The following is a 20763-nucleotide window of genomic DNA, read 5'->3' on the forward strand; positions in this document are numbered from 1 at the left end:
CTTAGAACTCCAATCCGCCTTCACGCGCGGCATCCGCCAGCGCCTTGACGCGACCATGATAGAGGAAGCCGCCACGGTCGAACACGACCTGCGTCACCCCGGCCGCCTTGGCCGCTTCGGCCAGACGCTTGCCCACATCGGCCGCAGCCTCGGTGGTGGCGCCCAACTGGCCCTTGCCGTCCTTGACCAGGCTCGACGCCGAAGCCAGCGTCTTGCCTTCGGTGTCGTCGATCACCTGGGCATAGATATGCCGGCCCGAGCGATGCACCGACAGACGCGGACGACCACCGGCCCGCGCGCGCAGCGCGGTGCGATTGCGGCGACGCCGCTTCTCGAAGAGAGAGAGACCCTTGCTCATTACTTCTTCTTCCCTTCCTTGCGGAAGATGAACTCGTCGGCGTACTTGATACCCTTGCCCTTGTAGGGCTCGGGCTTGCGCCAGCGGCGGATCTCAGCGGCGACCTGACCGACCTTCTGCTTGTCGATGCCGGAGATCTCGATCGTCGTCTGATCGGGCGTCTTGATTTCGATACCCTCGGGGATGTCGAAATTGACGTCGTGGCTGTAGCCGAGCTGCAGCTTGAGCGTCTTGCCCTGCGTGCTGGCACGATAGCCGACACCGGTGATCAGCAACTTCTTGGTGAAGCCTTCCGAAACACCCGTGACCAGGTTCTGGACCAGCGTACGCTGCATGCCCCAGAACGCGCGAGCGCGCTTGGTCTCGTTCGCCGGCTGCACCGAAATGCCACCATCGACGGTTTCATACTTGATGTCGTCAGCCAGCGGCATGGTGAGGGTGCCCTTAGGACCCTTCACGCTGAGCTGGCCGCTCGCGATGTTCGCCGAGACGCCCGAAGGGACGCTGACCGGCTTCTTGCCGATGCGGCTCATCAGAACACCTCCGCCAGCACTTCGCCGCCAACATTCTGCTCGCGCGCTTCGGCGTCGGACAGAACGCCGTTCGGCGTCGAGACAATCGTGATGCCCAGACCGTTGCGGACCTTGGGCAGTTCCTGCGAACCGCTGTACACGCGGCGACCCGGCTTGGAGACGCGCGCCACATGCTTGATTGCCGGCTGGCCTTCGAAATACTTCAGCTCGATGCGGATGCCGGCCGCGGGGCCCATCTGCTCTTCGCTGTAGCCACGGATATAGCCCTCGCGCTGAAGCACGTCGAGCACACGGACCCGCAGCTTCGACGCAGGCGTCAGGACCGAGTCCTTGCGCGCGCGCTGGCCGTTGCGGATGCGGGTGAGCATGTCACCCAGGGGATCGGTCAATGCCATCTTCTGGATCCCTTACCAGCTCGACTTGGTGACACCGGGGATCAGGCCCTTGTTGGCCAGATCACGCAGCATGACGCGAGCAAGACGGAACTTGCGGTAATAGCCGCGCGGGCGGCCGGTCAGTTCGCAACGGTTGCGAATACGCGTCGGATTGCCGTTGCGCGGCAGCTCCGCCATCTTCAGGCGCGCGATGAGACGCTCGGTCTCGTCGAGCGACTCGTCGTTCGCAATCGCCTTGAGCTTCGCATACTTGGGCGCATACTTCGCGACCATCTTGCGACGCTTCTCGTTCTTGTTCACAGAACTCAGTTTCGCCATGACTTAAGTTCTTCCTTCCTTACGCCGCTTGCTTTGCTTCATCGTCCGCCGCCTGGGGGAACGGGAAGCCGAACAGACGCAGAAGCTCACGTGCTTCATCGTCGGTCTTCGCGGTCGTGGTGACGATCACGTCCATGCCGCGCACCTTGTCGATGCGGTCATAGTTGATCTCGGGGAAAATGATCTGCTCCTTGATACCGCAGGCATAGTTGCCGCGGCCGTCGAAGCTCTTCGGGTTGAGACCGCGAAAGTCGCGGACGCGCGGCAGCGCGATCGTGACGAAACGGTCGAGGAATTCGTACATGCGCTCACGACGGAGCGTGACCTTGACGCCGATCGGCATGCCTTCACGCAGCTTGAACTGTGCGATCGACTTCTTGGCGCGCGTGACAACCGGCTTCTGGCCAGCGATCAGCTCCATTTCGGAAGCGGCCTGATCGACCTTCTTTTTGTCCTGCGTCGCTTCGCCCACGCCCATGTTCAGGACGATCTTCTCGATGCGAGGCACTTCAAGCGCGTTCTTGTAGCCGAACTTCTCGGTCATCGCCTTGGCGATCGACTCGTCGTACAGCTTGCGGAGGCGCGGGGTGTAGGTGTCAGCCATTGATGACATCCCCGGTCTTGGCGGCGACACGAACCTTCTTGCCGTCGCGGATTTCAAAACGGACGCGCGTCGGCTTGCCGTCGGCAGTGACGTGCGCGACCTTGGACACGTGCAGCGGCGCTTCCGAACGCTCAAGCCCGCCCTGCGGCGCGGCCTGGGTCGGCTTCTTGTGGCGCACGGCCACGTTCACGCCGGCAACGACGACCTTGTCTTCACGCGGCATCGAACGGACGACCTCACCGGTCTTGCCCTTGTCCTTGCCCGACAGGACGACGACCTTGTCGCCCTTCTTGATCTTGGCGGCAGCCATTACAGCACCTCCGGCGCGAGCGAGATGATCTTCATGTAACCCTTGCCGCGCAGTTCACGCACGACCGGGCCAAAGATACGGGTGCCGATCGGCTCCTCGTTCTTGTTCACGAGCACCGCGGCATTGCCGTCGAAGCGGATGACCGAGCCATCGGCGCGGCGGATATCCTTGCGGGTGCGAACGATGACGGCGCGATGAACGTCGCCCTTCTTCACGCGACCGCGCGGAGCTGCTTCCTTGACGCTGACGACGATGACGTCGCCCACGCCCGCCGTGCGGCGCTTCGAGCCACCCAGCACCTTGATGCACTGAACCCGCTTGGCGCCGCTGTTGTCAGCAACGTCCAGGTTGGACTGCATTTGGATCATTGATCCGTTCCTTCTCTCTGGGGTGGATACCGACCCAACCCCGCCTTGAAACAACCGCCGGCGAACCGGCGGCAGCCCTTACGCGCCGGCTTCCGCCGCGACCTCTTCCGGAGTCGCATGGGTGTTGACCCGTGCGATCACCTTCCAGGTCTTGAGCTTCGAGATCGGCGCGGTCTCTTCGATCCGCACGGTCTCGCCCTCGCGATACTCATTGCCCTCGTCATGGGCATGATACTTCTTCGAGCGACGGATGATCTTGCCGTAGAGCGGGTGCTTGACCTTCCGCTCCACGCTGACGACCACCGTCTTGTCGGTCTTGTCCGAGACGATCATCCCGGTCAGCACACGCTTCGGCATGTCGGTCCCTTTCTTACTTCGCGTCCGAGCGCGAACGCTCGGTCTGCAGCGTCTTGATGCGTGCGATGTCGCGACGCACTTCACGAACGCGGCTCGACTTTTCGAGCTGGCTCGTCGCCGCCTGAAAACGAAGGTTGAACGCCTCGCGCTTCAGATTGCCCAGCTCTTCGGTCAGCTGATCGTCGCTCTTGGCGCGCAGATCACTTGCCTTGGTCATTGATTAGCCCTCCAGGTGCGACGTGTCGCCGAGGCGCGCCACGACCTTGGTCTTGATCGGCAGCTTCATCGCCGCACGCTCGAACGCTTCCGCCGCGAGCGGACCGGGAACACCGTCCAGCTCGAACAGAATACGGCCGGGCTTCACGCGCGCCGCCCAATATTCAGGGGCGCCCTTGCCCGAGCCCATGCGGACTTCGGCCGGCTTCGACGAAACGGGGAGATCGGGGAACACGCGGATCCACAAGCGGCCCTGGCGCTTGATGTGACGCGTGATCGCGCGGCGAGCCGCTTCGATCTGACGGGCGGTAATCCGCTCCGGCTCCATCGCCTTCAGGCCATAGGCGCCGAAGTTCAAGGTCGCGCCACCCTTGGCCTCGCCCTTGATCCGGCCCTTGAAGGCCTTGCGGAACTTGGTGCGCTTTGGTTGCAGCATCGGTCTTAGTTCCTACGGTCGTCGCGCGCCGGGCGCACGCCCGAGGTCTGCGATTCCAGGTTCAGGCGATCGGTAGCCAGCGGGTCGTGCCCGAGGATTTCGCCCTTGAAGATCCACACCTTGACGCCGCACACGCCATAAGCGGTGTGAGCCTCAGCCTCAGCATGGTCGATGTTCGCGCGCAGCGTGTGCAGCGGAACGCGGCCTTCGCGATACCACTCGGTCCGCGCGATTTCCGCGCCGCCCAGACGGCCGCCGCAGTTGATGCGGATGCCCTCGGCGCCGAGACGCATCGCCGACTGAACCGCACGCTTCATGGCGCGACGGAACGCGATACGGCGCTCCAGCTGGTCGGCGATGCCCTGAGCCACGAGGCGGGCATCGACTTCCGGCTTGCGGATTTCGACGATGTTCAGCGACACGTCCGATGCGGTCATCGAGCCCAGCTTCTTGCGAAGCTTTTCGATGTCCGCGCCCTTCTTGCCGATGATGACGCCCGGACGAGCGGCATAGATCGAGATGCGGCACAGCTTGGCCGGACGCTCGATCACGACCTTGCTGATCGCGGCCTGCTTCAGCGTCTTCATGATGTACTGGCGGATCTTGAGATCCTCCAGCAGAAGACGGCCATAGTCAGCGCCCTCGGCGAACCAGCGGCTGTCCCAGGTGCGGTTGATCTGCAGGCGCAGACCGATGGGATTGCTCTTGTGACCCATGGATCAGGCCTCCTGCACTTCGCGGACGACGATCCGCAGCCGCGAGAACGGCTTGAGGATGCGCGTCGACTTGCCGCGGCCACGCGTGTGGAACCGCTTCATCGTGATCGACTTGCCCACGCTCGCTTCGGCGACGACCAGTGCGTCGACGTCGAGATTGTGGTTGTTCTCGGCGTTGGCGATTGCCGACGCCAGCACCTTGCGCGCGTCCTCGGCCATCGCCTTCTTCGAGAAGGTGAGGATGTTCATCGCATCGCCAGCCTTCTGGCCGCGGATCAGACCGGCGACCAGGCTCAGCTTCTGAGCCGAACCACGGATCTGCGTGCCGACCGACAGCGCCTCGTTATCGGCGACGCGACGCGGAGCTTTCTGCTTGCTCATCAGCGCTTGCCCTTCTTGTCGGCGGCGTGGCCGGGGAAGAAGCGCGTCGGCGCGAATTCACCCAGCTTCATACCGACCATTTCTTCGTTGACCGACACCGGCACGAACTTGCGGCCGTTGTAGACGTTGAACGTCAGGCCCACGAACGACGGCAGGATCGTCGAGCGGCGCGACCACGTCTTGATCGGGCCACCGCGACCACCGGCGTCATGCGCGGCCTCTGCCTTCTTCAGAAGGCTGAGCTCCACGAACGGACCTTTCCAAACCGAACGAGCCATTGCGGTTAGCCCTTCTTCTTCGCGTGGCGGCTACGGATGATAAACTTGTCCGTCGCCTTGTTGTGGCGGGTGCGAGCACCCTTGGTCGGCTTGCCCCAGGGCGTGACCGGATGACGGCCACCCGAGGTCCGGCCTTCACCACCGCCATGCGGGTGATCGACCGGGTTCTTGGCAACGCCGCGCGTCAGCGGGCGCTTGCCCAGCCAGCGGTTGCGGCCAGCCTTGGCAAGGTTGGTGTTGCCGTTGTCGGGGTTCGACACCGCGCCAACGGTCGCCATGCAATCGCTACGGATGTAACGCTGCTCGCCCGAGTTCAGGCGAACGATCACCATCCCGCGGTCGCGACCCACGACCTGCACATAGGTGCCGGCCGAACGTGCGATCTGACCGCCCTTGCCCGGCTTCATCTCCACATTGTGGACGATGGTGCCGACCGGCATCTGACCCAGTTCCATCGCGTTGCCCGGCTTCACGTCGGTCTTCTTGCCCGCGATGACCTTGTCACCCGGCTGAAGACGCTGCGGCGCCAGGATATAGGCGAAGTCCGGCGCCTCTTCGGTGCCGTAGTTCACCAGTGCGATGAACGCCGTGCGGTTGGGGTCGTATTCCAGACGAACGACCGTACCCTCAACGTCCCACTTGCGGCGCTTGAAATCGACGATGCGATAACGCTGCTTGTGGCCGCCCGCGATACCGCGCGAGGTCACGTGACCCTTGTTGTTGCGGCCGCCGGTCTTGCGCTTGCCTTCGGTCAGCGCCTTGAGCGGGCCGCCCTTGTGCAGCGCCGAGCGGTCGACCAGGATCAGACCGCGACGCGCCGGCGACGTCGGATTATAGTTCTTCAGCGCCATGGTCAGTTGACCCCCTGCGTGACGTCGATCGAATCGCCGTCCTTGAGCGTCACGATCGCCTTCTTGATGTCCGTGCGCTTGTAGGGAACACCCTTCCAGCGCTTGGTCTTGCCCTTCTGGACGATCGTGTTGACGCCCAGAACCGACACGTCGAACAGCGCCTCAACAGCCGCCTTGATCTGCGGCTTGGTTGCGTCGTTCGCGACCTTGAACACCACCGCGTTGGCTTCGCTGACAAGCGTCGCCTTTTCGGTGATGTGCGGGGCGACGATCACGTCATAATGACGCGCGTCGATCGCCGTCTTGCCCTTCTTAGCCATTGAAGCGCGCCTCCAGCTTCTCGACAGCTGCGCGCGTCAGCACCAGCGTGTCATGCTTCAGAATGTCGTAAACATTCGCGCCGACCGCCGGCAGGACGTTCACGCCCGACAGGTTGCGGGTCGCCAGCGCGAAGCCGTTCTCGACCGCCTCGCCGTCAATCACCAGCGCCGTCTTGCCGAAGCCGAGCTTCGCCAGCGTGCCGGTCATCGCCTTGGTCTTGGCATCGGCGACCTTGAGGTCGTCGAGCACGATCAGCGTACCCGCAGCAGCATGGGTCGACAGCGCCATCTTGAGACCGAGCTGACGAACCTTCTTGTTGAGGCTCGACTCGAACTCGCGAAGACGGGCACCGTGCGCCTTACCACCACCGATGAAAACCGGAGCGCGGCGATCGCCGTGACGGGCGGTACCGCCACCCTTCTGACGGCCGAACTTCTTGCCGGTGCGGGCCACGTCCGAACGCTCACGCGTCGGGCGGGCGGTGCCGCGGCGGTTGTGCAGCTGCCAGGTGACGACACGGTGCAGGATGTCCGCACGCGGCTCGATCCCGAAAACGGTGTCGTTCAGCTCGATCTCGCCCTTGTCGGCGGCGTCGAGGGTTTGAACCTTGACCTTCACGTTCAGCCCTCCTGGCCTTCGGTGGCCGCAGGCGCCTCACCCTCGGCGGGCGTGTCGGCAGCGGCATCGTTGTTGTTGGCGACCTGACGCAGGCCGGCGGGATAGGGCGCATCCTTGTGGCGCGCGACCTTGACCGCGTCCTTGACGATCAGCCACGCACCCTTGTGACCGGGAACCGAACCCTTGACGAACAGCAGACCGCGCTCGACGTCGGTCGACACGATTTCGAGATTCTGCTGGGTCCGCTCGCGGTCGCCCATGTGACCGGCCATCTTCTTGTTCTTGAAGACCTTGCCCGGATCCTGGCGGTTACCGGTCGAACCGTGCGAACGGTGGCTCAGCGACACACCGTGGGTAGCGCGCAGACCGCCGAAGCCCCAACGCTTCATGGCGCCGGCGAAGCCCTTGCCCTGCGTGCGACCCGAAACATCGACCAGCTGGCCGGCGACAAAGTGGTCGGCGCCGATTTCGGCACCAACATCCACCATCGCATCTTCGGCGACGCGGAATTCGCAAAGCTGCGACTTCAGCTCGACTTCGGCCTTGCCGAAGTGGCCGCGCTGCGGCTTGGCGACGTTCTTCGCCTTGGCCGAACCCGCGCCGATCTGCAGCGCGACATAGCCATCACGGTCGGCGGTGCGGTGTGCGACCACCTGAACGCCCTCAAGCGCCAGAACGGTAACGGGCACATGGCGGCCGTCGTCCTGGAACAGGCGGGTCATCCCCATTTTCTTCGCGATCACGCCAGTGCGCATGACCTGTTGCTCCTATACAGAGGCCCGCGACGGTTGATTCCGGCGCGGGCGTGGCCAACCCAATTGATTTTAAAGCGGCCCCGTCCCGGGCTGGATGTCCGGCGAACCGGACGTGACGGGGGACGCTGACCCGGCAACCCGAAGGCCGCCGGCGGTATCCCAAATATCTGAGGTCACAAACCTCGCGGCTCACCCGATCCTGCGACCGGGGAGCAAGGCCCTTTTTCATGGGGTGAGCGAATCACCACTGGGAAAAGGGCCGAATCTCGTCTCGCTTGAGAAGTGGCGCCTTTACGCCAGCTTGATCTCGACGTCAACGCCTGCGGCGAGGTCGAGCTTCATCAGTGCGTCGACGGTCTGCGGCGTCGGCTGAACGATGTCCAGCATGCGCTTGTAGGTGCGGACTTCAAACTGCTCACGCGACTTCTTGTCGATGTGAGGGCCACGGTTGACCGTGAACTTCTCAATGCGCGTCGGCAGGGGAATGGGGCCACGGATAAGCGCGCCGGTACGTCGGGCGGTGTCGGCGATATCGCCGGTCGCCTGGTCGAGCACGCGATGATCGAACGCCTTAAGGCGGATGCGGATGTTGCTGTCCATATTCCCTACCAATGCGAAAGAGCGGGCCCGTTGCCGGAGCTCGTGCTGTTTCTACGCGACTAACGAAATGGGTCCGCACCGAAGCGCGGCACCCTCATTAAAAGGCAACGGCCGAACCGTTGCCGGTTCGGCCGCTTCCATATTCGTCGGCGAGCAAGCCCGCCGACGATCAAGGCTTGCGCCTATATTACTTCGCGATGGCGCTGACAACCCCTGCGCCGACGGTACGACCGCCTTCGCGAATGGTGAAGCGCTGGCCAACGTCCATTGCGATCGGCGCGATGAGCTTGACGCCCAGAGCGACGTTGTCGCCCGGCATGACCATCTCGGTGCCCTCGGGCAGCTCGATCGTGCCGGTCACGTCCGTCGTACGGAAGTAGAACTGCGGACGATAGTTGCCGAAGAACGGCGTGTGACGGCCACCTTCGTCCTTCGACAGCACGTACACTTCCGACTGGAACTCGGTGTGCGGCGTGATCGAGCCGGGCTTGGCCAGAACCTGGCCGCGCTCGACGTCTTCACGGCCGACGCCGCGCAGCAGCGCACCGACGTTATCGCCAGCCTGGCCCTGGTCGAGCAGCTTGCGGAACATTTCGACGCCCGTGACGGTGGTCTTGCGGGTGTCGTGAATGCCGACGATCTCGACTTCTTCACCAACCTTGACGATGCCGGTCTCGACGCGGCCGGTCACAACCGTACCACGGCCCGAAATCGAGAACACGTCTTCGATCGGCATCATGAAGGGCTTGTCGAGCGGACGATCCGGCTCGGGGATCGATTCGTCGACGGCAGCCATGAGCGCCAAGATCGCTTCGTGACCCAGCTTCTTGTCGCTGTCTTCCAGAGCGGCAAGCGCCGAACCACGGATGATCGGAATGTTGTCGCCGTCGAACTCACGCTTGGAGAGCTCTTCGCGGATTTCCATCTCGACCAGCTCGAGGATTTCCTCGTCGTCGACCATGTCGACCTTGTTGAGGAAGACGACCATGGTGGGAACGCCGACCTGCTTGGCGAGCAGGATGTGCTCCTTGGTCTGCGGCATCGGGCCGTCGGTGGCCGAAACGACCAGGATCGCGCCGTCCATCTGCGCCGCGCCGGTGATCATGTTCTTCACATAGTCGGCGTGGCCGGGGCAGTCGACGTGCGCATAGTGACGGTTGGCCGTCTCATACTCGACGTGCGCGGTCGAGATGGTGATGCCGCGCTCACGCTCTTCGGGCGCCTTGTCGATGTTGGCGAAGTCGACGGCGACGCCGCCACCGGTTTCCGCCAGGACCTTGGTGATCGCAGCCGTCAGCGACGTCTTGCCATGGTCGACGTGACCGATGGTGCCGATGTTGAGGTGCGGCTTGTTCCGCTCAAACTTTGCCTTCGCCATGTTTCCCTACCTTCTGATTCGATTTCCCGGCCACGATGGGGACTCGCGAGAAGGCGGCCCCATAGCGGCTGATTTTAAAGAATGCCAGCGCTTCCGCGCCGAGCTGGTTACGCCATCTTCGCCTTGACTTCCTCGGCGACGTTGGCGGGCACCTCTTCATAGTGGCTGAACTGCATCGAGTAGCTCGCGCGGCCCTGCGTGAACGAGCGCAGTTGGTTCACATAACCGAACATGTTCGCCAGCGGCACCATTGCCGTCACAGCCTGAGCATTACCGCGCGTGTCGGTGCCCTGGATCTGACCACGACGCGAGTTCATGTCGCCGATCACGTCGCCCAGATAATCCTCGGGCGTCACAACCTCAACCTTCATCACCGGCTCGAGCAGCTTGATGCCCGACTTCTGAGCCGCCTCGCGCATCGCACCGCGGGCACAGATTTCGAACGCCAGCGCCGACGAGTCGACGTCGTGGTACGCACCGTCGGTCAGGTGAACCTCGAAGTCGATGATCGGGAAGCCGATCAGCGAACCCGTCTCGGCGGTCTCGCGGAAGCCCTTTTCAACCGACGGGATATATTCGCGCGGGATGTTGCCGCCCTTGATCTCGTCAAAGAACTGGAAGCCCGAACCACGCTCGCCAGGCACCACGGTCACCTTGACGCGACCGAACTGACCCGAACCACCCGACTGCTTCTTGTGGGTATAGTCGATGTCGACCTTCTTGCCGAGATATTCGCGGTAAGCCACCTGCGGCGCGCCGACGTTCGCCTCGACCTTGAACTCGCGCTTCATGCGATCGACAAGGATTTCGAGGTGAAGCTCACCCATGCCCTTGATGATCGTCTGGCCCGATTCGTGATCGGTCGAAACGCGGAACGAAGGATCCTCTGCGGCAAGGCGATTGAGCGCGAGGCCCATCTTTTCCTGGTCAGCCTTGGTCTTCGGCTCGACCGACAGCTCGATCACGGGCTCAGGGAATTCCATCCGCTCCAGAATGATCGGGTTCGCCGGATCGCACAGCGTGTCACCGGTCGTCGTTTCCTTCAGACCCGCGATCGCGACGATGTCGCCTGCCCGCGCTTCCTCGATGTCCTCACGGCTGTTCGCATGCATCAGCAGCATACGGCCGATCTTTTCCTTCTTGTCCTTCACCGAGTTCAGGTAGCCGCCCTTGGTCAGGATACCCGAATAGATGCGAGCGAAGGTCAGCGTGCCGACGAACGGATCGTTCATGATCTTGAACGCCAGCGCCGAGAACGGCGCCTGGTCCGACGAAGGACGCTCGTCCGGCGTTTCGCCGTCCAGCTTCACGCCCTTGATCGCAGGGACGTCGAGCGGGCTGGGCAGATAGTCGACCACGGCGTCGAGCAGGGGCTGCACGCCCTTGTTCTTGAACGCCGAACCGCAGACCACCGGCACGAACGACATGTTCAGCGTGCCCTTGCGGATCAGCTTCTTGAGCGTGGCAGCGTCGGGCTCGTTGCCCTCGAGATACGCTTCCATCGCCTCGTCGTCCTGCTCGACGGCGAGTTCGATCAGGTCGCTGCGATACTTCGCGGCCTTTTCGGCCAGGTCGTCGGGGATCGGCTGATATTCGAACTTCGCGCCCAGGCTTTCCTCAAGCCAGATGATCGCGCGGTTCTCGACCAGATCGACGAGGCCCTTGAACCCGCCCTCGATGCCGATCGGCAGATAAAGCACGGCCGGCTTGGCGCCCAGACGATCGATGATCGACTGCACGCAGAAATAGAAATCGGCGCCGGTGCGGTCCAGCTTGTTGACGAAGCACATGCGCGGCACGCCGTACTTGTCAGCCTGACGCCACACGGTTTCCGACTGCGGCTCAACGCCGGCAACGCCGTCGAAGCACGCAACCGCGCCGTCCAGCACGCGCAGCGAACGCTCGACTTCGATGGTGAAGTCGACGTGGCCCGGCGTGTCGATGATGTTGATAAGGTGCTCTTCGCCCTTACCCTCGTCCGCACGCCACTTGCACGTCGTTGCAGCCGACGTGATCGTGATGCCGCGCTCCTGCTCCTGCTCCATCCAGTCCATCGTCGCGGTGCCTTCGTGCACTTCGCCGATCTTGTAGGACTTGCCGGTGTAGTAAAGGATGCGCTCGGTCGTCGTCGTCTTGCCGGCGTCGATATGCGCCATGATGCCGATGTTGCGATAGCGCTCGAGCGGATGGCTGCGGGCCATGATCTTACTCCTGGTGCCGATAGACGGCGGGTGCGGATTGAATTTCGGGGGCCTTTAACCCCATCCGTGCGGTCTGTGTAGCCATCCGCTCGCGCGACGCGATCAGATGCATCCCAAAACCGACGGCGGTGGGGGCGAAGCCGAAGCCTCGCCCCCGATATAGGTTACCAGCGGTAGTGCGAGAAGGCCCGGTTCGCTTCCGCCATGCGGTGCGTGTCCTCGCGCTTCTTCACCGCGTTGCCACGATTGTTCGCGGCATCCATCAGTTCGCCCGACAGGCGCGCCGACATGGTGTTTTCGCTACGGTTGCGAGCCGACGCGATCAGCCAGCGGATCGCCAGCGCCTGAGCGCGCTCGGGACGCACCTCGACGGGAACCTGGTAGGTCGCACCACCGACGCGGCGGCTGCGGACCTCGATGCCCGGCTTGATGTTGTTCAGCGCATCATGAAAAACGCCGATCGGATCGCGCTTGGCGCGCGCTTCGACAGTGTCGAGCGCCGAATAGACGATGCCTTCTGCAACGGCCTTCTTGCCGTCCAGCATGACGCTGTTCATGAACTTCGACAGAACCTGATCTCCGAACTTGGGATCAGGCAGGATTTCCCGCTTTTCGGGACGACGACGACGTGCCATCTCTGACTTCCTTCTAGAACTTCGGCGGGTCCGGAACCTGTCCGGGGCCTACTATGGCTGCTTACTTGGGACGCTTCGCGCCGTACTTCGAACGGCTCTGCTTGCGGTTCTTGACGCCCTGCGTATCGAGCACGCCGCGAAGGACGTGATAGCGAACGCCCGGCAAGTCGCGCACACGGCCGCCGCGGATGAGCACGACCGAGTGCTCCTGCAGGTTGTGGCCTTCGCCCGGGATGTACGAGATGACTTCGCGCTGGTTGGTCAGGCGAACCTTGGCCACCTTGCGAAGTGCCGAGTTCGGCTTCTTCGGCGTCGTCGTGTAAACGCGCGTGCAGACACCGCGCTTTTGCGGGTTCTGCTCCATCGCAGGGACCTTTGACTTGGCCTTCTGCGGTTCGCGGCCCTTGCGGACCAGCTGGTTGATCGTCGGCATGAAGCCCTTCACCTTTCGATGTGGTTACTTTGCTGGAGCCATTCACGAGAGAATACGAAAACGACCCGGACGCGCGCGCCCAGGCCTTTGACGTCTCCAGCAACGTTCAGCGCTTGTCGCAGCGGGAATCACAGTCTCCCGATACGAACCGGCGGGCCTATACGCCCGCGCGGGCGGACGGTCAACAGCGGCCCGGTTCAGTCCAGCGTGGCGAGCAGCGCGGCGTGGAAGCGATCGGGCGCCTCCACCTGCGGTGAATGGCCGAGCCCTTCCAGCCGAACCAGCCGCGCACCGGGAATGCGCGCGACCGCTGCGGGGGCAACCCCCGGAATCGGCTTCAGAGACTCGCGCAATGCGGGCGGCGCCTGGCGCTTGGCGAAGACGGTTGTGTCGAGCGTCCCGACGATCACCGTCGTCGGCGCCTTGATGCGCCCGAAATGCTGGATGACGGGCTGGGTAAAGATCATCTCGCTGGTCTTGGCCTGCGCGGTCGCCACCGTTTCAAGGCCCGCCCCGGCATATTGCCCCGCCAGCATCTGCACCCAGCGATCATATTCCGGGCGCCAGTCGCCGTGATAATAATTGGCGCGCTGATACGCCTTGATCGAGGCGGCATCCGTCTTGCGCTCATCCGCGATCAGGTCGCTGAGCGGGCGGTAGGGCACCCCCTCCCCCGCCCGGTCGGCCAGGCCCAGCGGGTTGACCATTACCAGTCGCTCGGTCAGCGTCGGATGATCGATCGCAAAGCGCGCCGCCAGCATTCCGCCCATCGAATGGCCGACGATCACCGCCCGCTCGATACCGCGCGCTTTCATCAGTCGCGCGGTGTTCGCGGCGAGCCCCGCCAGCGTATATTGCGCCGATGCGGGCTTGTCCGATTTACAGAAGCCGATCCGGTCGGGGATCAGCACGCGCCAACCACGTGCGACCAGCATCCGCGCGGCGGCTTCCCAGGTCGCGCCGCAAAAATTCTTGCCGTGCAGCAGAACGATTGTGCGGCCATTAGGGCGGTCAGGCCGCACGTCCATAAACGCCATCTGCGCCGTTTCGGCCCCGACGGGGACGGACAGCCGATCAACCGCGAAAGGATAGTCGAAGCGCTCAAGATTGGCGCCCAGTTCGGGCACCGGGCCGACGCCCGCCTGAACCAGTGCGAGCGCGGCCAGCAGGCTCATTTCGCGACCGGCTCCCCGCCCTTGATCACGTCGCTGACGCGCTCAAGCACGGCGATGTCGCTCAACGGGTCGCCCTCCACCGCGATAATGTCGGCATAGCGCCCGACCGCGATGGCGCCGACATCGCCCGAGCGGCCCAGCGCTTCCGCCGCGTTCAGCGTTGCGGCCTGGATCGCCTGCATCGGCGTCAGGCCGAACCGGACCATCACCTTGAACTGTCGCGCATTATCGCCGTGTGGATAAATGCCCGCATCGGTCGAGAAGATCATCCGTGCGCCCGCCTGTGCCGCCTTGCGGAAATTTTCACGCTGGAGGGTGCCGACGCGGCGTTCCTTCTCGATATTCTCCGGCAGGACACCGTTCTTCTCCCCCTCTGCCAGGGTATATTCGGTGTTGTAGATGTCGAAGCCCAGGAACGTACCGCGCGCCTTGGCCGCCTTGATCCCGGCGTCGTCGATGAAGCTGACATGCTCGATCGTGTCGAATCCCGCCTCGATCGCGGCGCGGATACCGTCGGCACCATGGGCATGGGCGGCCGCCTTGAGCTTCCAGAAGTGCGCCTCGTCGGCGATGGCCTTCAACTCCTCGGCGCGGAGCTGCTGGACGCCGGGCTCGGTGTTGCGGCTGAACACGCCCCCCGTCGCGCAGGCCTTGATCACTTCCGCCCCATATTTGCGCTGCTCACGCACGCGCTGGCGCAGTTCGTCGGGGCTGTCGGCAACAGCAGGCGACTTGCGGTTATAGGAGGGCGGCAGGAACGTCTCGTCGCAATGGCCGCCCGTGGCGCCCAGCGCATAGGCGGCGGGCACGATGCGCGGACCGTCGATCCAGCCTTCCTCGATCGCCTGCTTCAACCCGACATCGGCATAATTGTCCGAACCGACATTGCGAACGGTCGTGAACCCGGCCTGTAAGGTGCGCTGCGCGTTGCCCACCGCCTGCGCCACCCAGAAGCTGTCGGTGAATTGCAGCCCGGTATAGCCACCATAACGCGGATTGCTGGTCAGGTGGACGTGCATGTCGATCAGGCCGGGCAGCAGCGTCTTGCCGGGCAGGTCGATGCGCCGCGCGCCTGCCGGAATGGCGGGCCGGGCGGTGCCCTCCCCCACGACCGACACGATGCGGCCGTCGGTCACGACGATCACGGGGCGATCAATGACCCGGCCCGTCACCACATCGACCATCCGGTCGGCGGTGATGACGACGGAGTTAGCACCCTGCTGCGCGATGGCGGGTGCGGCGGAGACAAGGGCGGCGACAGCGGCGATGCGAGCGATCATGCGATTGCTTTGCCGCACTGGGCCGGGGCGTCAATCCTTGAGCGGATCATGACCCCAGTTCATCAGCGAATAGCGCCAGTCGGAATGTTCCACATCCTCGTCCGGGCCGCCCTGTGCCAGATGGCGCCGGACATATCCGATGACCTTCTTCATATGGGCATAGTCGGCGTCGGACAGATCCGCGACCTTGGTCCGTCGAATGGCGACGATGCGCCTGCCAGAGCGATGGCCGACGCTTTCGCCGCCGGCGTCACCCTTGGCACCGACGCGCTTCGATTCGGCGGTGTCGAGAAAGGCCTCGATCTCGGCAGGCGCCAGATTCACTACCGCCGCGAAATCGGCGCGGATCGCCGCCTGCTCCTCCGCCTCCATCGTCACATGCCGTTTGCCGGGGCCATGTCGTTCATCATGCCCGCATCCTCGCCTGCCATCGCGTTCATTGCAGCGGCATCATCGGCGGCCGTGTTGAGGATGGCGTCATTCTCGAACGAGTAATTCGCCTGGGCGTCGTTCAGAATGACATTGCCCGTATTGGTCGTCGTCATACTTTGGTCGGCGGGTGTTCCGCCGCCGCATGCGGCGAGCAGCGCAATTGGCGGCAGCGCGAGGAAATAGCGCGATTTCATGGCATCATCTCCAGAAGTTGCATCAGAACAACCGACGAAGTCGGCATCCGTTGCGCCATCATGGCAATGCCAGCCCTGCCCGTCGCAGCGCCCCGCAATATCGCCGCATTGCCGAGAGCGCAGTCTCGCTCAGGCCGACATAAGCGCGGCGACGGTCGAACGGGTCATCATGCCGTTCCAGAAGCCCGCCCTCCCGCATGGTCGTGATCCAGCGCAGCGCCGTCGTCGGCGGCACCGCCGCTGCGATGCACAGGCTGGATACCGACACGCGGACATGTTCCAGATGCGCAGCGAACAGGTCGAGCAACATGTCCCACGCCGGATCGGCGAACAGGCCACCGTCAAAAAACTGGTCGCGCAACCGCCGCGCCCGGATGGTCGCGCGGATCTGGGCCGCGTCTATGCCGATATCGGTCTCCTCTGGGCCGGCGCGGAACGGTGGGACATGCTCGTTCAATCGCGTGGGCACCGGCGCGAACTCGTCACGCGCCAGCCGCGCAAGCGTTTCGGCAATGCGGGCAACCTCGTCATTCAAGTGCCGCAGCCGCTGATGTTCCGCATCGCGCGCGGCATCGTGCAACAAATGCCCCGGCGGCGTCGCCAGTGCAAAGGCGCCAACCCGCTCCACGGCAGTCGGTTCGCACAATAACGTGGCATCCACCCCGTCCAGAGCGGCGACCACCATGTCGATAGCCGCGGTGGGAAAGCTGGCAATGACCCGCGCGTCGTGCCGCCGGGCGGCGTCAGCGACCGCGTCGAGTGCAGCGACGGTTCGGGGACACAGATCATCCTGCACATCGATCGCCACCACATGCAGCCGCGCCTGCATTTGAAGCCGCGCCGGCGCGTCGGCGGGACTGATGCGCGCCGCCAGCCGCGCACCCGTCACACTCGCAGCGTCAGCCAGCGCCGCCACGCCATCGCCGTCGCCGATTGCCAACACGACCCGGTCGTTCGCCGCAAATGCGTCGGCATAGCTCGTCTCATTCTCTCCCACGTCGCACCCCTCGACTAAATGTTTCGAACTGGAGGCATCCTGTCGCAAGTTGGTTAAAGGCTAAATGTTCCAGTAACTTCGTTTCGGATGAATTGGAAACGAGGGAGGCTGGCCTAGCCACCTGCAAAAGGTCCGCTTTGGATCAGTCTTCTCGCCCGGAAGACCGACGTAATGGCGAGCGGCCCGAATTGATCACGCTACGCCGCATAGCAGTTACGTGATTCGCGTAATTCGGATCAGCCCGCGACCAGCGCCGCGTCGCGCAGCCCGCGCCACACGCGTAGCGCCTGCACGCTCTCCTCGACATCATGGACGCGCACGATCTGCGCACCTTGTTCGGCGCCCTTCAGCGCCAGCGCGACCGACCCGCCAAGCCGCCGGTCGACCGGCGCTTCGTTGGACAGCGCGCCCACGATCCGCTTGCGGCTTGCGCCCAGCAGGATGGGACAGCCCAGCCCGTGCAGCATCGAAAGGCCGTTCAGGATCGCCAGATTGTCGGCCAGCGCCTTGCCAAAGCCGATGCCAGGATCGACGATGACCCGTGCCGGGTCGACGCCGCGCGCGACAACGGCTTCGATGCGCGTCTCCAGCCAGTCATAAAGTTCGATCAGCGCGTCCGCGGTCCGCATCGAGCCTTCGGCCCCGCGTTGCGGGTCGGCTGAGTGCATCAGGACCACGGGGCAGGCCGCGCCCGCCACCACTTCGACCGCGCGATCGCCATAGGCGAGCGCCGCGACGTCGTTGACGATATGCGCGCCGGCCGCAAGCGCGGCTTCCATTACTCCGGCCTTGCGGGTGTCGATGGATATCGGCGTGCCGGTGGGTGCCAGCCGCTCGATCAGCGGTACCACGCGGCCAATCTCATCGCCTTCCCACACGGTCGCGGCGCCGGGCCGGGTGGATTCGCCGCCAATGTCGACAATCGCCGCGCCGGCCGCCGCCATATCGACGGCCATCGCCGCCGCGCGCGCGGGATCGCCGTCATGACGACCGCCGTCGGAAAAGCTGTCGGGCGTCAGGTTCAGGATCGCCATCACCTGTGGCTGATCGAAACGCAGCACGCGCTCGCCCGCCCGGATCGGTGCGCGCGGCGCCGTGATTCGCGCTGCGACCTGGCTTAGCCGGGTGGCCTGCGCGTCGGGCAGGCGCGCGACCAGCGCATCGAATGCCGCCACCGGCACCATGCGCTGCATCACGCGGCGTCCATCGAACACGGCGATCAGCTGATAGGCCGCGAACCATTGCAGTCCCCCCGCCAGCCGAGCCACCGCGCCGTCGAGACCGACGGGCGAATCGACGAACTGGACGGGGCGGAGATAGAGTCGGGCGTCGCGGGGCGGCAGGTCGATCATCGCCGCCACCCTGCCCACTTCAAGGCTGTGTCGCCAGCAGCCATTGCTGGCGCAGCGAATCGATCGGCACCAGCCCGCCGTCGCGCTCCAGATGCCAGAAGGTCCAGCCGTTGCACGATGGCGCACCCTGAACGCCCGCGCCCAGCTTGTGGATCGAGCCTTCGCCCGCATCCCCCGCCAGCGAGCCGTCAGCGCGTACCACTACGCTCCAGCGCCGCTTGCTGTCGGTCAGCACGGTGCCCGGTGCGATCAGGCCGTTTTCGACCAGCGTGCCGAACGACACGCGCGGCGCGTTGCGCGGCGCCTGCATCGTTACCAGCAGCGATTCGTCCAGCGGCAGCGCGGCGGCGATGCGTGCCTCTGCCGCTTCGACATAGGCGGGCTCGCGCTCGATCCCGATGAACCGCCGTCCCAGTCGCCGCGCGACCGCGCCGGTGGTGCCGGTGCCGAAAAAGGGATCGAGCACGACGTCGCCCGGCTGGGTGGAGGCCAGCATCACACGGTACAGCAGTGCTTCGGGCTTTTGCGTCGGATGCACCTTGGCCCCGTCCTGCCCGCGCAGCCGCTCCCCGCCCGAACAGATCGCGAATTCCCAGTCGGACCGCATCTGCAATTCGTCGTTCAGCGTCTTTAGGCTGCGATAGTTGAAGGTGTAGCGCGCCTTTTCGCCCATCGACGCCCAGATCAGCGTTTCATGCGCGTTGGTGAATCGCGTGCCCTTGAAATTGGGCATCGGGTTCGACTTGCGCCACACAATGTCGTTCAGAATCCAGAAGCCGATGTCCTGGATCGCCGTCCCGACGCGAAAGATGTTGTGATAGCTGCCGATCACCCAGATCGTGCCGTTGGGCTTCAGGATGCGGCGCGCCTCCTTGAGCCATGCGCGCGTGAAGCGGTCATAGGCGGTGAAGGTGTCGAACTTGTCCCAATCATCCGTCACCGCATCGACATGGCTGCCGTCGGGCCGAAAGAGCTCGCCGCCGAGCTGAAGATTATAGGGCGGATCGGCAAAGATGCAGTCGATGCTGGCGTCGGGCAACCGCTTCATGGCGGCAACGCAATCGTCCCGCAGGATCGTGTCCAGCGGCAGCGGTGCCGGTGCAGCCTTTGCCGCCCTTTTACGCGCGGGTGCACGCTTTATCTTCTCGATGACTGACATGTTTCGCGTCCCCCGGCTCTTATGGACGCGCATCGAATCCAAAGCAGCGCTGACGTCAAGGGCGAAGGGGCCGGGCCAACGCGCTGGAATCGCTGACCCCGCCCCGAACATTACGAGTCCGCAACCAGATATGGGCGGCTGCATCGCCACACGACCACCAGCGCTTGCGGTGTGGCGCGCCGGACTCACAGCCGCGCGAATTTTTTACCGCAACACACCCTTGAACGGCGTGACCGGTTCGGGCGCGGCATCGCCGATTGCCTGTTTCAGGTCGATCTCGATCGTCCGGCACATAGCGTTCATTGGCAGGTCGTGGACGGTGTTGCTGAACGGATCGACCAGATCGTCGCCAATCTGAAGCGCCGCAAGAAACATCAGTCCCGCCAGCGTCGAGCCGACCGGCGTCGCCCAACCCAGCGTTTCGACCAGCCCGATCGGCAGCAACAGGCAGAAGATGCGCGCGAAAAAGGACGGGAAGAAGCGATATTGCATCGGCAGCGGCGTGTTCTTCAGTCGCTCCATGCCGCCCTGGGCATTGGCGATGTCGACCAGGATGCGTTCCATCTGCGTCTGCTGGATGGTGTCGATCCAGCCGTCGCGCCGCGCTTCCTCGATTCGCTTGGCCGTCCCGTCGAGGAAGCCGTTGGCGGCGTTGACCCGACTCATCGGCTCTGCCGCTTCCTCGCGCGAGACCATGTCATAGACTTCGGGGCAATCGCCCAACCGGCGAAGCTGGCAGCGCAGCGCGTTGACATAGGCAATCTGGCGCAGCGCGATCGACCGCTTCAGGTCGCGGGCGCGCGGCGGATCGTCAGGCAGAAAAGCGACCGCCGCACGAGCCAGATTGCGCGACGCATTAATCATCAGCCCCCAAAGCTGGCGGCCCTCCCACCAGCGTTCATAGGCCGAATTAACCCTGAACCCCAGGAACAGCGCCAGCACCGTACCAAAGATGGTCATCGGCAGCGACGGTGCGCGGAAGCTGCTGGACATGTAGAATACCGTGACGATCACGTCCCAGACGAACAGCACGGCTAGCGGTTTCCAGACCTCAAGAACGATCTGGCTCATTCGAGGCGTATTGTTGACGATCATGTTGGCTCGTTAACCTG

At 64.0% G+C, this 20763-nt stretch carries 30 protein-coding genes; all 30 read right to left on the reverse strand.

Going from position 1 to position 20763, the window contains the following annotated elements:
* Position 1: 1 nt before the first annotated feature.
* Positions 2 to 358: a 50S ribosomal protein L18 gene (gene rplR, locus ACAX61_RS05745; RefSeq protein ID WP_370713831.1), complete on the reverse strand. Its 357-nt coding sequence runs from the start codon at positions 356 to 358 to the stop codon at positions 2 to 4.
* The gene (rplF, locus tag ACAX61_RS05750; protein WP_370713832.1) at positions 358 to 891 is read right to left on the reverse strand and encodes a 50S ribosomal protein L6; all 534 of its coding nucleotides are present in this window, start codon (positions 889 to 891) and stop codon (positions 358 to 360) included. The genes rplR and rplF overlap by 1 nt, the downstream gene beginning before the upstream one ends.
* On the reverse strand, positions 891 to 1286 hold the full coding sequence (gene rpsH / locus ACAX61_RS05755) for a 30S ribosomal protein S8 (RefSeq protein ID WP_370713833.1): 396 nt from the start codon (positions 1284 to 1286) through the stop codon (positions 891 to 893). The genes rplF and rpsH overlap by 1 nt, the downstream gene beginning before the upstream one ends.
* Before the next feature lie 12 nt (positions 1287 to 1298).
* Positions 1299 to 1604, reverse strand: coding sequence for a 30S ribosomal protein S14 (gene rpsN, locus ACAX61_RS05760; protein ID WP_325282527.1), 306 nt, complete (start codon positions 1602 to 1604; stop codon positions 1299 to 1301).
* Positions 1605 to 1623: 19 nt separating this feature from the next.
* Positions 1624 to 2208: a 50S ribosomal protein L5 gene (gene rplE, locus ACAX61_RS05765; protein WP_370713834.1), complete on the reverse strand. Its 585-nt coding sequence runs from the start codon at positions 2206 to 2208 to the stop codon at positions 1624 to 1626.
* Positions 2201 to 2518 carry a 50S ribosomal protein L24 gene (rplX, locus tag ACAX61_RS05770; protein ID WP_370713835.1) on the reverse strand — a complete coding sequence of 106 codons (318 nt, stop codon included), beginning with the start codon at positions 2516 to 2518 and terminating at the stop codon, positions 2201 to 2203. Before rplX ends, rplE begins: the two co-directional genes overlap by 8 nt.
* Positions 2518 to 2886 carry a 50S ribosomal protein L14 gene (gene rplN / locus ACAX61_RS05775; RefSeq protein WP_096343776.1) on the reverse strand — a complete coding sequence of 123 codons (369 nt, stop codon included), beginning with the start codon at positions 2884 to 2886 and terminating at the stop codon, positions 2518 to 2520. Before rplN ends, rplX begins: the two co-directional genes overlap by 1 nt.
* A 78-nt stretch (positions 2887 to 2964) precedes the next feature.
* A complete protein-coding gene (gene rpsQ, locus ACAX61_RS05780) occupies positions 2965 to 3243 on the reverse strand; it encodes a 30S ribosomal protein S17 (protein ID WP_370713836.1) in 279 nt (92 codons plus the stop codon).
* A gap of 13 nt (positions 3244 to 3256) precedes the next feature.
* Positions 3257 to 3460, reverse strand: a complete 204-nt coding sequence (gene rpmC / locus ACAX61_RS05785) for a 50S ribosomal protein L29 (protein ID WP_370713837.1) — start codon at positions 3458 to 3460, stop codon at positions 3257 to 3259.
* A gap of 3 nt (positions 3461 to 3463) precedes the next feature.
* Positions 3464 to 3895, reverse strand: coding sequence for a 50S ribosomal protein L16 (rplP, locus tag ACAX61_RS05790; RefSeq protein WP_370713838.1), 432 nt, complete (start codon positions 3893 to 3895; stop codon positions 3464 to 3466).
* Positions 3896 to 3900: 5 nt separating this feature from the next.
* Positions 3901 to 4611 carry a 30S ribosomal protein S3 gene (gene rpsC / locus ACAX61_RS05795; protein WP_370713839.1) on the reverse strand — a complete coding sequence of 237 codons (711 nt, stop codon included), beginning with the start codon at positions 4609 to 4611 and terminating at the stop codon, positions 3901 to 3903.
* A 3-nt stretch (positions 4612 to 4614) separates the two neighbouring features.
* Positions 4615 to 4992, reverse strand: a complete 378-nt coding sequence (gene rplV, locus ACAX61_RS05800; RefSeq protein WP_370713840.1) for a 50S ribosomal protein L22 — start codon at positions 4990 to 4992, stop codon at positions 4615 to 4617.
* Complete coding sequence (gene rpsS, locus ACAX61_RS05805; protein ID WP_325282534.1) at positions 4992 to 5270, reverse strand: 30S ribosomal protein S19; 279 nt, start codon at positions 5268 to 5270, stop codon at positions 4992 to 4994. The genes rplV and rpsS overlap by 1 nt, the downstream gene beginning before the upstream one ends.
* A gap of 5 nt (positions 5271 to 5275) precedes the next feature.
* Positions 5276 to 6121, reverse strand: coding sequence for a 50S ribosomal protein L2 (gene rplB, locus ACAX61_RS05810; protein ID WP_370713841.1), 846 nt, complete (start codon positions 6119 to 6121; stop codon positions 5276 to 5278).
* 2 nt (positions 6122 to 6123) lie between these two features.
* Complete coding sequence (locus tag ACAX61_RS05815) at positions 6124 to 6441, reverse strand: 50S ribosomal protein L23 (protein ID WP_370713842.1); 318 nt, start codon at positions 6439 to 6441, stop codon at positions 6124 to 6126.
* Positions 6434 to 7060, reverse strand: coding sequence for a 50S ribosomal protein L4 (gene rplD / locus ACAX61_RS05820; protein ID WP_370713843.1), 627 nt, complete (start codon positions 7058 to 7060; stop codon positions 6434 to 6436). The genes ACAX61_RS05815 and rplD overlap by 8 nt, the downstream gene beginning before the upstream one ends.
* Positions 7061 to 7062: 2 nt before the next feature.
* Positions 7063 to 7815: a 50S ribosomal protein L3 gene (gene rplC / locus ACAX61_RS05825; RefSeq protein ID WP_370713844.1), complete on the reverse strand. Its 753-nt coding sequence runs from the start codon at positions 7813 to 7815 to the stop codon at positions 7063 to 7065.
* A 291-nt stretch (positions 7816 to 8106) separates the two neighbouring features.
* A complete protein-coding gene (gene rpsJ / locus ACAX61_RS05830) occupies positions 8107 to 8415 on the reverse strand; it encodes a 30S ribosomal protein S10 (RefSeq protein WP_007406109.1) in 309 nt (102 codons plus the stop codon).
* Positions 8416 to 8602: 187 nt separating this feature from the next.
* The gene (gene tuf / locus ACAX61_RS05835) at positions 8603 to 9793 is read right to left on the reverse strand and encodes an elongation factor Tu (RefSeq protein WP_370713845.1); all 1191 of its coding nucleotides are present in this window, start codon (positions 9791 to 9793) and stop codon (positions 8603 to 8605) included.
* 107 nt (positions 9794 to 9900) lie between these two features.
* The gene (fusA, locus tag ACAX61_RS05840) at positions 9901 to 11994 is read right to left on the reverse strand and encodes an elongation factor G (RefSeq protein WP_370713846.1); all 2094 of its coding nucleotides are present in this window, start codon (positions 11992 to 11994) and stop codon (positions 9901 to 9903) included.
* Positions 11995 to 12158: 164 nt separating this feature from the next.
* Entirely contained in the window at positions 12159 to 12629 is a 471-nt protein-coding gene (gene rpsG, locus ACAX61_RS05845) for a 30S ribosomal protein S7 (protein WP_370713847.1), read from the reverse strand.
* 61 nt (positions 12630 to 12690) lie between these two features.
* Positions 12691 to 13062 carry a 30S ribosomal protein S12 gene (gene rpsL / locus ACAX61_RS05850; protein WP_093665944.1) on the reverse strand — a complete coding sequence of 124 codons (372 nt, stop codon included), beginning with the start codon at positions 13060 to 13062 and terminating at the stop codon, positions 12691 to 12693.
* 197 nt (positions 13063 to 13259) lie between these two features.
* A complete protein-coding gene (locus tag ACAX61_RS05855) occupies positions 13260 to 14237 on the reverse strand; it encodes an alpha/beta fold hydrolase (RefSeq protein WP_370713848.1) in 978 nt (325 codons plus the stop codon).
* On the reverse strand, positions 14234 to 15517 hold the full coding sequence (locus ACAX61_RS05860; protein WP_370713849.1) for a Xaa-Pro dipeptidase: 1284 nt from the start codon (positions 15515 to 15517) through the stop codon (positions 14234 to 14236). The genes ACAX61_RS05855 and ACAX61_RS05860 overlap by 4 nt, the downstream gene beginning before the upstream one ends.
* A gap of 30 nt (positions 15518 to 15547) precedes the next feature.
* On the reverse strand, positions 15548 to 15889 hold the full coding sequence (locus tag ACAX61_RS05865) for a DUF3140 domain-containing protein (RefSeq protein ID WP_370714916.1): 342 nt from the start codon (positions 15887 to 15889) through the stop codon (positions 15548 to 15550).
* Positions 15890 to 15891: 2 nt separating this feature from the next.
* Entirely contained in the window at positions 15892 to 16143 is a 252-nt protein-coding gene (locus tag ACAX61_RS05870; protein WP_370713850.1) for a hypothetical protein, read from the reverse strand.
* Positions 16144 to 16201: 58 nt separating this feature from the next.
* Positions 16202 to 17140 carry a hypothetical protein gene (locus ACAX61_RS05875; protein ID WP_370713851.1) on the reverse strand — a complete coding sequence of 313 codons (939 nt, stop codon included), beginning with the start codon at positions 17138 to 17140 and terminating at the stop codon, positions 16202 to 16204.
* Between the two features lie 236 nt (positions 17141 to 17376).
* The gene (folP, locus tag ACAX61_RS05880) at positions 17377 to 18492 is read right to left on the reverse strand and encodes a dihydropteroate synthase (RefSeq protein WP_370713852.1); all 1116 of its coding nucleotides are present in this window, start codon (positions 18490 to 18492) and stop codon (positions 17377 to 17379) included.
* A 19-nt stretch (positions 18493 to 18511) separates the two neighbouring features.
* Positions 18512 to 19651: a site-specific DNA-methyltransferase gene (locus ACAX61_RS05885; RefSeq protein WP_370713853.1), complete on the reverse strand. Its 1140-nt coding sequence runs from the start codon at positions 19649 to 19651 to the stop codon at positions 18512 to 18514.
* A gap of 204 nt (positions 19652 to 19855) precedes the next feature.
* Complete coding sequence (locus tag ACAX61_RS05890) at positions 19856 to 20746, reverse strand: bestrophin family protein (RefSeq protein WP_370713854.1); 891 nt, start codon at positions 20744 to 20746, stop codon at positions 19856 to 19858.
* Positions 20747 to 20763: the final 17 nt, after the last annotated feature.

This window comes from Sphingomonas sp. IW22 (assembly GCF_041321155.1).
Lineage (GTDB): Bacteria > Pseudomonadota > Alphaproteobacteria > Sphingomonadales > Sphingomonadaceae > Sphingomonas.

Coding starts and splice junctions, on each gene's coding strand:
- rplR (WP_370713831.1), bottom strand. CDS start 358: ATGAGCAAGGGTCTCTCTCTCTTCGAGAAGCGGCGTCGCCGCAATCGC.
- rplF (WP_370713832.1), bottom strand. CDS start 891: ATGAGCCGCATCGGCAAGAAGCCGGTCAGCGTCCCTTCGGGCGTCTCG.
- rpsH (WP_370713833.1), bottom strand. CDS start 1,286: ATGGCATTGACCGATCCCCTGGGTGACATGCTCACCCGCATCCGCAAC.
- rpsN (WP_325282527.1), bottom strand. CDS start 1,604: ATGGCGAAACTGAGTTCTGTGAACAAGAACGAGAAGCGTCGCAAGATG.
- rplE (WP_370713834.1), bottom strand. CDS start 2,208: ATGGCTGACACCTACACCCCGCGCCTCCGCAAGCTGTACGACGAGTCG.
- rplX (WP_370713835.1), bottom strand. CDS start 2,518: ATGGCTGCCGCCAAGATCAAGAAGGGCGACAAGGTCGTCGTCCTGTCG.
- rplN (WP_096343776.1), bottom strand. CDS start 2,886: ATGATCCAAATGCAGTCCAACCTGGACGTTGCTGACAACAGCGGCGCC.
- rpsQ (WP_370713836.1), bottom strand. CDS start 3,243: ATGCCGAAGCGTGTGCTGACCGGGATGATCGTCTCGGACAAGACCGAC.
- rpmC (WP_370713837.1), bottom strand. CDS start 3,460: ATGACCAAGGCAAGTGATCTGCGCGCCAAGAGCGACGATCAGCTGACC.
- rplP (WP_370713838.1), bottom strand. CDS start 3,895: ATGCTGCAACCAAAGCGCACCAAGTTCCGCAAGGCCTTCAAGGGCCGG.
- rpsC (WP_370713839.1), bottom strand. CDS start 4,611: ATGGGTCACAAGAGCAATCCCATCGGTCTGCGCCTGCAGATCAACCGC.
- rplV (WP_370713840.1), bottom strand. CDS start 4,992: ATGAGCAAGCAGAAAGCTCCGCGTCGCGTCGCCGATAACGAGGCGCTG.
- rpsS (WP_325282534.1), bottom strand. CDS start 5,270: ATGGCTCGTTCGGTTTGGAAAGGTCCGTTCGTGGAGCTCAGCCTTCTG.
- rplB (WP_370713841.1), bottom strand. CDS start 6,121: ATGGCGCTGAAGAACTATAATCCGACGTCGCCGGCGCGTCGCGGTCTG.
- ACAX61_RS05815 (WP_370713842.1), bottom strand. CDS start 6,441: ATGGCTAAGAAGGGCAAGACGGCGATCGACGCGCGTCATTATGACGTG.
- rplC (WP_370713844.1), bottom strand. CDS start 7,815: ATGCGCACTGGCGTGATCGCGAAGAAAATGGGGATGACCCGCCTGTTC.
- rpsJ (WP_007406109.1), bottom strand. CDS start 8,415: ATGGACAGCAACATCCGCATCCGCCTTAAGGCGTTCGATCATCGCGTG.
- tuf (WP_370713845.1), bottom strand. CDS start 9,793: ATGGCGAAGGCAAAGTTTGAGCGGAACAAGCCGCACCTCAACATCGGC.
- fusA (WP_370713846.1), bottom strand. CDS start 11,994: ATGGCCCGCAGCCATCCGCTCGAGCGCTATCGCAACATCGGCATCATG.
- rpsG (WP_370713847.1), bottom strand. CDS start 12,629: ATGGCACGTCGTCGTCGTCCCGAAAAGCGGGAAATCCTGCCTGATCCC.
- rpsL (WP_093665944.1), bottom strand. CDS start 13,062: ATGCCGACGATCAACCAGCTGGTCCGCAAGGGCCGCGAACCGCAGAAG.
- ACAX61_RS05855 (WP_370713848.1), bottom strand. CDS start 14,237: ATGAGCCTGCTGGCCGCGCTCGCACTGGTTCAGGCGGGCGTCGGCCCG.
- ACAX61_RS05860 (WP_370713849.1), bottom strand. CDS start 15,517: ATGATCGCTCGCATCGCCGCTGTCGCCGCCCTTGTCTCCGCCGCACCC.
- ACAX61_RS05865 (WP_370714916.1), bottom strand. CDS start 15,889: ATGGAGGCGGAGGAGCAGGCGGCGATCCGCGCCGATTTCGCGGCGGTA.
- ACAX61_RS05870 (WP_370713850.1), bottom strand. CDS start 16,143: ATGAAATCGCGCTATTTCCTCGCGCTGCCGCCAATTGCGCTGCTCGCC.
- folP (WP_370713852.1), bottom strand. CDS start 18,492: ATGATCGACCTGCCGCCCCGCGACGCCCGACTCTATCTCCGCCCCGTC.
- ACAX61_RS05885 (WP_370713853.1), bottom strand. CDS start 19,651: ATGTCAGTCATCGAGAAGATAAAGCGTGCACCCGCGCGTAAAAGGGCG.
- ACAX61_RS05890 (WP_370713854.1), bottom strand. CDS start 20,746: ATGATCGTCAACAATACGCCTCGAATGAGCCAGATCGTTCTTGAGGTC.